The sequence below is a fragment of the Roseburia sp. OF03-24 genome (assembly GCF_003463035.1).
In the GTDB taxonomy this organism is placed as follows: Bacteria; Bacillota; Clostridia; order Lachnospirales; family Lachnospiraceae; genus Roseburia; species Roseburia rectibacter.
This window is the reverse complement of sequence record NZ_QSCK01000006.1, coordinates 23,932-36,390: the sequence shown is the minus strand read 5'-3', so window position 1 is coordinate 36,390 and position 12,459 is coordinate 23,932. Positions and strand designations below refer to the sequence as shown.

The window sequence follows — 12,459 nt, the reverse complement described above, 5'->3', positions numbered from 1 at the left end:
AAACAGCCATCATGTAATAGACAGATTTTGGAAAATATATAAGAAAGAGGAAAGTAAGAAATGATACAGGAAAGATTAAAGGCACTGCGTGCAGAGATGGAGAAAAGAGGGATCACTGTATATGTTGTGCCGACGGCTGATTTCCATGAATCAGAATATGTAGGAGACCATTTTAAGGCAAGAAAGTTTATTACCGGATTTACCGGTTCTGCAGGAACTGCCGTTATCACAGCAGAGGAGGCAGGGCTCTGGACGGATGGACGTTACTTTGTACAGGCGGAAAACCAGCTTAAGGGCAGCACAGTTACACTCTACCGCATGGGCGAAGAGGGCGTGCCGACCGTAGATGAATTTGTAAAAGATAAATTAAACGAAGGTGGATGTCTCGGATTTGACGGACGTGTTGTAAACGGTACCTGGGGAGGTAAACTTGAAAAAATTGCTTCTGCAAAAAATGCCTCCATGCATGTGACAGAAGATCTGATCGACCTGATCTGGGAAGACCGCCCTGCATTGTCAAAACAGCCTTTATTTATTTTAGAAGAAAAATATTCCGGAAAAAGCACCGCGGATAAAATTGCAGATCTAAGGAAAGCTATGAAGGAGAATGGTGCAAATGTCCATATTTTAACTTCTCTTTATGATATCGCATGGCTTTTAAATATCCGTGGCAATGATATTGATTATGTGCCGGTCGTATTGTCATATCTGGCGCTGACAGAAACAGAATGTATCTGGTTTTTGCAGGAGGATGTAGTGGATGATAAGATCCGTGCTTATCTGGATGAAAACCATATCATTACAAAACCATATAATGCGGTCTACGATTATGTACCGGAAATCCCGGCAGACGCAGTCGTGCTGATGAACCGCGGCATGGTTAATTACCGTATCGTAAACAGTCTTGATAAAGCAATCAAAGTTGTGGATAAACCGAACCCGACCGAGCTTATGAAAGCAGTAAAAAATAAGACGGAGGTGGATAACACCAGAGCTGCACATGTAAAAGACGGTGTTGCATTTACGAAGTTCATGTACTGGCTCAAGACAAATATCGGCAAGATCCCTATGACAGAGATCTCGGCTTCTGACTATCTTGAAACGCGAAGAAGAGAGCAGGAGAATTTTATTGAGTTGAGTTTTGATACGATCTGTGCTTATGGTGCAAATGCTGCGATGATGCATTATGCTGCAACACCGGAATCAGATACGGAATTAAAACCGGAAGGATTCTTACTGGTGGATTCCGGCGGACATTACTTTGAGGGAACCACGGATATCACAAGAACCATGGCACTTGGACCGATCACAGATGAGATGCGTCTGCATTTCACAACCGTATGCAGATCGAATATGAATCTTGCACATGCGAAGTTCTTATATGGATGTACCGGATTAAACCTTGATATTTTGTCCCGCGGTCCTCTCTGGGAGATGGGCATTGATTATAAATGCGGTACCGGACATGGCGTTGGGTATGTGTTAAACGTACATGAGGGACCGAATGGTTTCCGCTGGAGAGTTGTGCCGGAGCGTCATGACAATGGTGTTTTAGAAGAAGGAATGATCACGACAGATGAGCCGGGCGTATATTTAGAGGGCAGATACGGCATCCGTACGGAAAATGAACTTGTATGTCGTAAGGCTGAGAAAAATGAGTATGGTCAGTTCATGGAATTTGAAAATATTACCTATGCGCCGATCGATCTTGATGCGATCGATCCGGATCTTTTAAGCGCACGTGAGAAAAAGATGTTAAATGATTATCATAAGATGGTATATGATACCATTTCCCCGTATATGACACCGGAGGAAAATGAGTGGCTGAAACGCTACACAAGAGCAATCTAAAAGACAGAGAATGGAGAGAACAATGGGCGGAAAGCTGGTATTGATTGACGGACACAGTATTTTGAACAGGGCATTTTTCGGAATCCCGGATCTGACGAATTCGGAGGGACTTCATACGAACGCAGTCTATGGATTTTTGAATATTATGTTCAAGATTTTAGAGGAGGAGCAGCCGGATTATCTGACGGTTGCATTTGATGTGTCAGAGCCGACTTTCCGCCATAAAATGTTCGCCGAATACAAAGGCACGAGAAAGCCGATGGCACAGGAACTGAGAGAACAGGTTCCGCTCATAAAAGAAATGTTAAAGGCGATGGGAGTCACCACGATCGAAAAAGGCGGTTACGAGGCAGATGACCTGCTTGGAACCATTGCAAAACAGAGCGAACAGAAAGGTCTTACCGTTTCAGTGGTTTCCGGCGACCGTGATCTTTTACAGCTTGCAACGGATCATATAAAGATCCGTATCCCAAAAACAAAGCGCACCGGTACAGAGATTGAAGATTACAATGCCACAGAGGTAAAAGAAAAGTATCAGGTAACACCGATCGAATTTATAGATGTCAAGGCACTGATGGGTGATACAGCGGACAATATTCCGGGTGTGCCTGGGATCGGTGAAAAGACGGCAACTGCGATCATTGCGCAATACGGAAGTATTGAAAATGCCTATGCGCATGTGGATGAATTAAAGCCGCCGCGTGCAAGCAAAAATTTAAAAGAATACTATGATCTTGCACAGATGAGCAAGACTCTTGCAACGATCGAAATTCACGCAGACATTGACTATGATCTTGCCGGTGCTAAGATAAACGGCATTTCCACTCTGTATACCGAGGAGGCATATCTTCTCTGCAAACGGCTGGAGTTTAAGAATCTTTTGAACCGGTTTGAGGTGGAAACACCGAAGAATCAGGCGGCAGAACATTTTAAACTTGTCGAAGATGAAAAAGAAGCAGAAAAAGTATTTGCAAAACTGCGCGGCAGAAATTGTGGATTTTATATTGTATCAGGCAGCGATGAACGCTGTCTTGGAGCTGCAGTTTCAATTGGGGAGAAAGAAACCTTTTTTATAAAAGCTGGAGAGAATCTTTCTGCAAAGCAGATCCTTTCCATGTTTACTGCAAGCGAGGCTGCATCCTATGCGACACTTGATTTAAAACCACAGCTTGCAGCACTTGGTTTACTGGAACGTCAGGAAAATGGTAATATTGCTTTATCAGATCTTTTTGACGGAGTGATCGCAGCCTATCTTCTGAATCCGTTAAAAAATGAATATCCATATGAAGATATTGCAAAAGACTATCTGGGACAGATGGTGCCGTCTAAGGCGGATCTTCTTGGAAAACAGACCATAGAGCAGGCAATGAAAAATGCGCCGGAAGCATTCCTAAGTTATGTATGCTACATGGCATATGTGGCGCAGGCATCAAAGAAGACACTCGAAGATGATCTGAAAGAAGAGGGCATGGATCAGCTATTTTCCGAGATTGAGATGCCACTTGTATTTACTCTTGCAGATATGGAAAATGAGGGAATCATTGCATGCAGGGATGCGCTGATGGAGTATGGAGATAAACTTGCAGTGCGTATCACAGAACTGGAAAAACAGATTTATGAGGAGGCTGGGGAAGAATTTAATATCAATTCCCCAAAACAGCTTGGAGTAATTTTATTCGAGAAACTTTCCATGCCATATGGGAAGAAAACAAAGACCGGATACTCAACGGCAGCAGATGTGTTAGAACGGCTTGCACCGGAATACCCGATCGTTTCCGATATTTTAGAATACCGTCAGCTTACCAAGTTAAAGTCCACCTATGCGGACGGACTGGTAAACTATATCGCAGAAGATGGCAGAATCCATACCAGTTTTAATCAGACGATCACAGCTACCGGACGTTTGAGCAGTACGGAGCCGAATCTTCAGAATATTCCGATGCGTATTGAACTTGGAAGACTGATCCGCAAGGCATTTGTTCCAAAAGAGGGATTTGAGTTTATGGACGCTGATTATTCTCAGATTGAACTTCGTGTCTTAGCACATATGTCCGGGGATGAAAAGCTTATTGAAGCATACCGGGAGGCACAGGATATTCACAGGATCACAGCTTCCCAGGTATTTCACATTCCATTTGATGAAGTGACAGACCTGCAGCGACGCAATGCCAAGGCAGTTAATTTCGGGATTGTATATGGAATCAGTTCGTTTGGACTGAGTCAGGATTTAAGCATCAGCAAAAAAGAAGCTGCAGAGTATATTGAACGGTACTTTGAAACTTATCCAAAGATCAGGACGTTTTTAGATGGGCTTGTGGCAGAGGCAAAAGAAAAAGGCTATGTAACGACGATGTTTGGAAGAAGACGTCCGGTACCGGAACTTTCAAGCAGCAATTTTATGCAGCGTTCGTTTGGTGAACGTGTTGCCATGAACTCTCCGATCCAGGGAACGGCGGCAGACATTATCAAGATCGCAATGATACGTGTGCATGACAGACTGTTAAAAGAAAATTTAAGATCGCGTCTGATCTTAACAGTGCATGATGAACTGTTGGTGGAGACAGCGGTTGAGGAGGAAGATGCAGTCAAAAAGATTCTTGAAGAAGAAATGCATGGAGCAGCAGACCTTGCGGTAACGCTTGAGATTGATGCACATGTGGGAAAAAACTGGTATGAAGCAAAATAAAATATTTCAGTTTCGGGGAGCACAGAACAGATGAAATTTATAGGAATTACCGGCGGTGTCGGTGCGGGAAAATCAGAAATACTTCATTATCTCGAAACAAAAGACGGCGTAAAAGTCATGCTGGCGGATGAGATCGCACACGAACTGATGCTTCCGGGAACAGATTGTTATCAGAAATTAAAAGACAGATTCCGGAATGAAGATATCTGGTCAGAGGATGGTTCGTTTGACCGGAAAAAGTTAGCAGCAGTTATTTTTTCAGATGGGGGAAAAAGAGAAACTTTAAATGGAATCGTGCATCCTGCAGTCAAGAGATACATCAGAACTGTTGCAGAAGCAGAGCGGGAAAAGGGAGAACTTAAGATCCTTGTTTTAGAGGCGGCACTTTTGATCGAAGAACATTATGATGAAATTTGTAACGAACTTTGGTATATTTATACCAGAGAGGATATAAGAAAAGAACGCCTTATGAGATCGCGCGGATATTCCATGCAGAAAGTACAGCAGATTTTTGACAGTCAGTTAGAGGAATCTGTTTACCGGAAGTATTGTAAAGTGGTGATCGATAATAACGGAACGGTGGAAGAAGCAAGACAGCAGATTGATTTGGCAATCACAAATATGGAGAACGAGTAGGAGATACTGCAGATGAATGACGGAAAAGACATGGAACAGTCATTGGTGTTCGGACTTGACATTGGTACAAGAAATGTAGTTGGAACTGTAGGTTACCGTACAGAGGATCAGTTTATCGTAACTGCACAGTATATCATGCAGCATGATACAAGAGCGATGTTAGATGGACAGATCCATGATATCGGACGTGTATCAGGGACGATAAGAAAAGTAAAAGAACAGTTGGAAAAACAGATCGGAAAAACCCTGACAGAAGTATGTATTGCTGCCGCAGGACGTGTGCTTAAGACGGTTACAACAAGTATCAGTTACGATTATCCGGAGGAAAGCGTAGTCACCGGAGAAGATATACATACACTTGATCTGCTTGGAATTGAAAAGGCACAGAAAATTTTACAGGAGATGAATGATACCGATTATAAATTTTACTGTGTCGGATATTCAGTGGTCAGATATTTTTTGAATGATGAGCCATTTTCAAACATTGAATCACATAAAGCAGACCGTATCGGCGAAGATATTATCGTAACATTTCTGCCGGAGGATGTAGTGGACGGACTTTATGCGGCGGTAAATCAGGCAGGACTTGAAGTAGCAAATCTGACATTGGAGCCTATTGCTGCTATTAATGTTGCAATCCCTGAAAGCTATCGTCTGCTTAATATCGCACTGGTCGATATTGGAGCGGGAACATCCGATATTTCCATTACGAAAGACGGAAGCATCATTGCATACGGTATGATTCCTCTTGCAGGAGATGAACTGACAGAACTGATCGTGCAGAATTATCTGGTTGATTTTAAAACTGCCGAATATATCAAATTGCAGAGCACAACAGAGGATGAGATCACCTATAAAGATATCATGCTGATCGAGCATACGATTCCGGCAAAAGAGGTATGGGAGCTGACTAAACCCGTAGTGGATGAGATGACAACCGCAGTAGCTGCCAAGATCAAAGAATTGAATGGTGATCAGACGGTCAGTGCAGCGTTTATCGTTGGTGGCGGTGGTAAGATCCATGGTTACACAAAAATGCTTGCAGAGAAATTAGATCTTCCGGACGTGCGTGTGGCACTGCGTGGCGAAGAGGTACTGCAGGAAGTTGTTTTTGAACAGCAGGATATCAAGAAAGATCCGCTGCTTGTAACACCGATCGGAATCTGCCTTAATTATTATGAGCAGAGAAATGGATTTATCATGGTGCGTTTCAATGGTGAGCGGCTTAAATTATATGATAATGAGGGATTAACGATCGTGGATGCCGCATTGCAGGCAGGTTTCCCGAACGAGGATCTTTTCCCGAAGAGGGGATCGGAACTTAACTTTTTTGTAAACGGTGCAAAACGTATCATCCGCGGAGAACAGGGCGAGTCGGCAGCAGTTTATATGAATGACCGGCCGACAAACCTGAATGCCGCCTTAGAGCCTAACTGTGAGATCATAATTGAGCCGTCCACAGCGGGAAAGCCGGCATCCTGCACGTTAGATCAGTTAGAGGAATATACTTCTGATTACGTGGCATTTGTAGTCAATGGAAATGTGATAAGATGTCCGAAGTTCTTAGAGGTCAACGGTAATTTAGAGCTGCCTTCCTATCAGATCAAAGAGGGAGACCAGGTGGAGACCAGAAGTTTCTACACAGTAGGACAGCTTGCAGAATTTATGGATGTGGAAGTGAATGTTGAGCATGTGATCTTAGTAAATAATCGTCGTGCAACACTCGATTCCCTGATCTATGAAAACTTCACGATCGAGTGGACCGTGCGTTCTTATGGTAAACCATCATTCCAGCCGTTAGAGCAGGAAGAAGTAAAGACACCGACTGTCGGGGAATACAAAGAAGAAGAGATACCGGATATTGTAGAGCCAAAGACAGAGGCACAGGATAGCGCAGATGCAGCAGTTTCGCATGATGACAGCAGTGCAAAGGAGAGTACAGCGGGGACAGATGATGCTGCCGCACCAGATGGAGATCAGGTAAATGCAGACAGCACAGAGGGAACAGACGATGTTACTGCATCAGAAGAAAATACGGCAGGATCAGACAGCATGGCTGCGTCAGATGAAGTCACAGTGAATGCCGGGAATGCAGCTGCGGCAACAGATGAGAACACAGTGAATGCAGAAGCGTCCCAGTCAGATTCAGTGCCAGACGCTGCAGCAGAAGATACAGCTGAAAATGTAACAGAACAGACAGAAGTACAGAGTGTACAGAACACGGATGAAAAACCGGAAGATGGCAACGCGGTATTAGTATATATCAATGGTCAGCCGGTAAAACTTACCGGAAAACCACAGTATATATTTGTAGATATTTTTGATTTTTACGAATTTGATCTCACAGCTTCAAACGGCAGGGCAATCATTACCAATCTAAATGGTGAGAATGCATCGTATTCTGCAGTATTAAAGGCCGGAGATACGATCGAACTTAGATGGAAAGAGAATTAAAGCAATGGAATTATGCAGTATAGCAAGCGGCAGCAGCGGAAACTGTATCTGTGTCGGATCTGATGACTGTCATGTACTTATCGATGCGGGAATCAGTGGAAAACGGATTGAAAACGGACTCAATTCAATTGATCTGAAAACGGAAGAAATGAAAGGCGTTCTCGTAACACATGAACATATCGATCATATATCTGGACTGGGCGTCATTGCCAGGCGTTACGGGCTTCCGATCTATGCCACGGAAGGTACGATAGATGCAATTTTGAATACAAAGTCTGTCGGAAAAATAGATGAATCTTTATTTCATGCAATAACGCCGGAACAGCCCTTTGAAATCGGGGATCTTTTGATCGAACCGATCTCAATCTCACATGATGCGGCAGACCCGGTCGCCTACAAAATAAAAAATGAGGAAAAAACAGCTGCGGTAGTAACTGATCTTGGCACTTATGATGAAAATATCATTCATAAAATAAAAAATCTGGATGTACTTTTATTAGAGGCAAATCATGATGTACATATGCTGCAGGTCGGCAGTTATCCTTATCAGTTAAAACAGAGGATTCTTGGGGAAAAGGGACATCTTTCTAATGAACTCTCTGGTCAGCTTTTAGGAGAAGTACTTCATGATCATTTCAATACGGTTATTTTAGGCCATCTCAGCAAGGAAAATAATTATGCAGAGCTTGCATATGAGACAGTCCGGCTGGAGGTAACAATGGGAGAGAACCCTTATAAAGGTGATGATTTTCCGATGTATGTGGCAAAACGGGATGAGCCGTCAGAGCGTATCGTTTTTTAAAAAATAATATTTCTAATGACATTTAGTAGAAAAATTTATAAATGCCAACACATTTAACAGTGGAAATTATAAATCACATATGATATGATTATCCATAATATTTGCACTGATTTAGTAAAGCAGAAAAGTGAGGAGAGCAGAGATGGAGAACACAGCAGACAAGACAATTATTACAGTAGTGGGTAAGGATACCGTTGGTATCATTGCAAAAGTATGTACTTATCTTTCCGAGAATGGTGTGAATGTACTTGATATTTCACAGACGATCGTTTCCGGATATTTCAATATGATGATGATCGTTGACATGAACAGATCCACCAGATCATTTGTGGATTGTCAGAAAGATCTTGACGGGATTGGTGAACAGATCGGTGTATCCATCAAGTGCCAGAAAGCTGAGATTTTTGAAAAAATGCATCGTATTTAGAGAGGAAAGCAGCAATGATTAATATATTTGAAGTAAACGAGACCAACAACATGGTGGAACACGAAAATCTTGATGTCCGCACCATTACGATCGGTATCAGCCTGCTTTCATGCATTGATTCTGATCTGAAAAAATTAAATGAAAATATTTATAACCGTATCACATCCGTTGCAAAAGATCTTGCAAAAGTTGCAGGGGAGATCGAGGCAGAATATGGTATACCGATTGTTAATAAGCGTATTTCTGTTACTCCGATCGCACTGATCGGTGGAGCAGCCTGCAAGACACCGGAAGATTTTGCGACGATCGCAGATACCATGGATCGTGCAGCGGAAGCAATCGGTGCTGATCTGATCGGCGGATATTCTGCACTGGTGTCAAAAGGCATGACAAAAGCGGATGAGATGCTGATACGTTCCATCCCGATGGCACTCTGCCGGACGAATCGTGTCTGCAGTTCCGTAAACCTTGCTTCCACAAAGACTGGTATCAATATGGATGCAGTGCGTCTGATGGGAGAGATTTTACTGGAAGTTGCTGAGCGTTCAAAAGACCGTGATTCTGTGGACTGCATGAAACTGGTCGTATTCTGCAATGCACCGGATGACAATCCATTTATGGCAGGAGCTTTTCATGGTGTGACAGAGGCGGACGCAGTGATTAATGTCGGAGTCAGCGGACCGGGTGTTGTAAAGACAGCACTTGAAAAGGTACGTGGCGAGAATTTTGAAGTACTCTGTGAAACGATCAAAAAGACAGCGTTTAAGGTAACAAGAGTCGGACAGTTGGTTGCGCAGGAGGCATCCAGACGTCTCTCGATTCCGTTTGGTATCATTGACCTTTCCCTTGCACCAACTCCGGCAATCGGTGATTCCGTTGCAGATATTCTCTGTGAGATCGGTCTGGAATATGCCGGTGCACCTGGTACAACCGCGGCACTCGCCATGTTAAATGATCAGGTTAAAAAGGGTGGTGTCATGGCATCGTCTTATGTCGGCGGCTTAAGTGGTGCTTTTATCCCTGTCAGTGAGGATCAGGGAATGATCGATTCCGTACAGGCAGGTGCGATCACTCTGGAAAAATTAGAGGCAATGACCTGTGTCTGCTCAGTAGGACTTGATATGATTGCCATTCCAGGTGATACAAAGGCAACTACGATCTCCGGTATGATCGCAGATGAGATGGCTCTTGGTATGGTAAACCAGAAAACAACAGCGGCACGTCTGATCCCGGTAATCGGCAAAGGTGTTGGCGATACGGTAGAGTTCGGTGGTCTGTTTGGTTATGCGCCGATCATGCCGGTTAATAAATATTCCTGTGATGACTTTATCAACCGTACCGGAAGAATCCCGGCACCGATCCACAGCTTTAAAAACTGATCTTAAAAAAATGAATGGGATCGTTCACAGGCGTGAGAAAAGTAAATAAGATTAAATTGCGATCAGGATTGTAATATAGAGCCTGCTCTGCGTCAGGGATTAGCATACGATGCAAAAATACCTGTCCGGGGCAGGATTTTTTGATTCATGGGAAATTGTATCCTGTGAATGAAAAAGAGGTGGAAGTATAAAAGTATGAAAATAATTTTTATAAAAAACGCGGTAGAAACGTTAGGATATTTCTCGGAACAGTTAGCAGCAGCATTTCAGGAGCTGGGTTATGATACTTATTTTGTGGATTACGATGATCTGGTAAATACAGTGGATGGTATCAGCCGGTTTGTAAAAGCCGGGGAAACATGGCTTTGTACGTTCAACTTTATAGGACTTTCCGGGGAAGAGATTTTTATTGAGGAAAACGGACATTATATCTGGGAAAATCATGGGATAGCATGCATCAATATTCTGGTGGATCATCCGTTATATTATCATTCGAAACTGGCAGGACCTCCGGTGTCTGATATGCGGATCTTTTGTATTGACAGGGAGCATGTGATATATATGAAGCGGTTTTATCCGGCATTGCAGGTGGATTTTCTGCCATTGGCGGGAAACTGCATTAAAAAACAGAACGGAAAAAAATGGGAACTTAAAAATATACCGTATCAGAATCGGAAATATGATATTGTTTTTACCGGAAACTATACGCCGGTGGAACACCTTTACCGGGAAATCGACAGACAGGGCGTAGAGTACCGGACGTTTTATTATGAGATCATGGAAGATATGAAAGTGCATCCTGCGGTATCGGTCGATCAGATGTTAGAGACACATATCAGAAGGGATTTAGGAGAAGTGCCGGAAGAGGAGCTTCGTGCAGCGTTTGCGGGAATGGTTTTTATTGATATATGTATGCGGAGTTATTTTCGGGGGCAGATCATAAAATGCCTTGCAGAGCATAAAATCCCAGTGCATGTATTTGGAGCAAACTGGGAGAAACTTGACTGCGAAAATCAGGATTACATTATAAAAAATGGCAGCGAGGTGGATTCTGTGACCTGCGCAGAGGCGATAGCGGATGCTAAGATTTCGTTGAACATCATGCCCTGGTTTAAAGACGGAGCACATGACCGGGTATTTACAGCGATGTTACAGCATACACTTTCACTGACTGATGACAGCAGGTATCTAAAGGAAAATTTTACAGATAAAAAAGATCTGGTTTATTATTCGCTGGAAAAAAGAGAAGAACTGCCGGAGCTTGTAAATGAGCTTTTGCAAAAACCGGACGCGTGTATGGAAATTGCAGAAAGAGGATATGGGAAAGCTGTCCGGGAACATACATGGAGACAACGGGCGAATGAAATAATATTTCATATAATATATTAATATAACTTATAAAATTAAGTAAATAAATTCATGACGCTAATAATTGTAAAAACAGGATCAAAATGATAAGATAAATAAAAAGAGCAAAACAGCGCAAGAATTGGAGGATATCATGGAGAAAATGTCATTAAAGAATGAACTTTCAGGCAATTCCTATCCTGGAAGAGGAATCATTATCGGAAAATCTGCAGACGGAAAACACGCTATTACAGCTTATTTTATTATGGGCAGAAGCGAGAACAGCCGTAACCGTGTGTTTGTTGAGGATGGCGAGGGTATCCGTACACAGGCGTTTGATCCTTCTAAACTGACAGATCCGAGCCTGATCATCTATGCGCCTGTCCGTGTGCTTGGCAATAAAACGATCGTGACAAACGGAGATCAGACAGATACGATCTATGAACTGATGGATAAGCAGCAGACTTTTGAACAGGCACTGCGCACAAGAGAATTTGAGCCGGATGCACCAAATTATACACCTAGAATTTCCGGTATCATGCATATTGAAAACGGTAAATTCAACTATGCGATGTCTATTTTAAAGAGCAACAACGGGGATCCATCCTCCTGCAACCGCTATACATTTGCATATGAGAATCCCACAGCAGGTGAAGCACATTTTATCCATACTTATATGGGGGACGGTAATCCGCTTCCAAGTTTTGAGGGAGAGCCGACACCGGTTGCGATCGAGGGTGATATTGATACATTTACATCATTTGTATGGGAAAATCTCAATGAGGATAACAAGGTTTCTTTATTTGTCCGCTATATTGATATTGAGACCGGAAAATATGAGAGCAGAATCATAAATAAAAATAAGTAAAGGAGAACC

General features: G+C 42.9%; 9 protein-coding genes. All 9 read left to right on the top strand.

Features of this window, described 5'->3' with window-relative positions; all coding sequences use genetic code 11:
• Window positions 1-60: 60 nt before the first annotated feature.
• The 9 genes from DXA60_RS04085 to DXA60_RS04050 all read left to right on the top strand — a co-directional run bounded on the left by DXA60_RS04085 (window position 61) and on the right by DXA60_RS04050 (window position 12,450).
• Window positions 61-1,851 carry an aminopeptidase P family protein gene (locus DXA60_RS04085; protein ID WP_117919760.1) on the top strand — a complete coding sequence of 597 codons (1,791 nt, stop codon included), beginning with the start codon at window positions 61-63 and terminating at the stop codon, window positions 1,849-1,851.
• Window positions 1,852-1,873: 22 nt separating this feature from the next.
• The gene (polA, locus tag DXA60_RS04080) at window positions 1,874-4,537 is read left to right on the top strand and encodes a DNA polymerase I (protein WP_199536183.1); all 2,664 of its coding nucleotides are present in this window, start codon (window positions 1,874-1,876) and stop codon (window positions 4,535-4,537) included.
• 30 nt (window positions 4,538-4,567) lie between these two features.
• The gene (gene coaE, locus DXA60_RS19100) at window positions 4,568-5,173 is read left to right on the top strand and encodes a dephospho-CoA kinase (RefSeq protein WP_243006745.1); all 606 of its coding nucleotides are present in this window, start codon (window positions 4,568-4,570) and stop codon (window positions 5,171-5,173) included.
• 12 nt (window positions 5,174-5,185) lie between these two features.
• Window positions 5,186-7,627 (top strand): cell division protein FtsA, encoded by a 2,442-nt coding sequence (gene pilM, locus DXA60_RS04075; RefSeq protein WP_243006744.1) that lies wholly within the window; start codon window positions 5,186-5,188, stop codon window positions 7,625-7,627.
• Window positions 7,628-7,631: 4 nt separating this feature from the next.
• Entirely contained in the window at window positions 7,632-8,429 is a 798-nt protein-coding gene (locus DXA60_RS04070) for an MBL fold metallo-hydrolase (protein WP_117919756.1), read from the top strand.
• A 142-nt stretch (window positions 8,430-8,571) separates the two neighbouring features.
• Window positions 8,572-8,856: an ACT domain-containing protein gene (locus tag DXA60_RS04065; protein WP_117919754.1), complete on the top strand. Its 285-nt coding sequence runs from the start codon at window positions 8,572-8,574 to the stop codon at window positions 8,854-8,856.
• Between the two features lie 14 nt (window positions 8,857-8,870).
• Window positions 8,871-10,235, top strand: coding sequence for a PFL family protein (locus DXA60_RS04060; protein WP_117919752.1), 1,365 nt, complete (start codon window positions 8,871-8,873; stop codon window positions 10,233-10,235).
• 195 nt (window positions 10,236-10,430) lie between these two features.
• Entirely contained in the window at window positions 10,431-11,624 is a 1,194-nt protein-coding gene (locus DXA60_RS04055) for a glycosyltransferase family protein (RefSeq protein ID WP_117919887.1), read from the top strand.
• 112 nt (window positions 11,625-11,736) lie between these two features.
• Window positions 11,737-12,450 (top strand): IMP cyclohydrolase, encoded by a 714-nt coding sequence (locus DXA60_RS04050; RefSeq protein ID WP_117919750.1) that lies wholly within the window; start codon window positions 11,737-11,739, stop codon window positions 12,448-12,450.
• Window positions 12,451-12,459 lie beyond the last annotated feature (9 nt).

Excerpts from the sequence above, each read along its gene's own strand:
- DXA60_RS04085 (WP_117919760.1), top strand. The coding sequence starts at position 61 with ATGATACAGGAAAGATTAAAGGCACTGCGTGCAGAGATGGAGAAAAGA.
- polA (WP_199536183.1), top strand. The coding sequence starts at position 1,874 with ATGGGCGGAAAGCTGGTATTGATTGACGGACACAGTATTTTGAACAGG.
- DXA60_RS04050 (WP_117919750.1), top strand. The coding sequence starts at position 11,737 with ATGGAGAAAATGTCATTAAAGAATGAACTTTCAGGCAATTCCTATCCT.
- DXA60_RS04055 (WP_117919887.1), top strand. The coding sequence starts at position 10,431 with ATGAAAATAATTTTTATAAAAAACGCGGTAGAAACGTTAGGATATTTC.
- coaE (WP_243006745.1), top strand. The coding sequence starts at position 4,568 with ATGAAATTTATAGGAATTACCGGCGGTGTCGGTGCGGGAAAATCAGAA.
- DXA60_RS04070 (WP_117919756.1), top strand. The coding sequence starts at position 7,632 with ATGGAATTATGCAGTATAGCAAGCGGCAGCAGCGGAAACTGTATCTGT.
- pilM (WP_243006744.1), top strand. The coding sequence starts at position 5,186 with ATGAATGACGGAAAAGACATGGAACAGTCATTGGTGTTCGGACTTGAC.
- DXA60_RS04065 (WP_117919754.1), top strand. The coding sequence starts at position 8,572 with ATGGAGAACACAGCAGACAAGACAATTATTACAGTAGTGGGTAAGGAT.
- DXA60_RS04060 (WP_117919752.1), top strand. The coding sequence starts at position 8,871 with ATGATTAATATATTTGAAGTAAACGAGACCAACAACATGGTGGAACAC.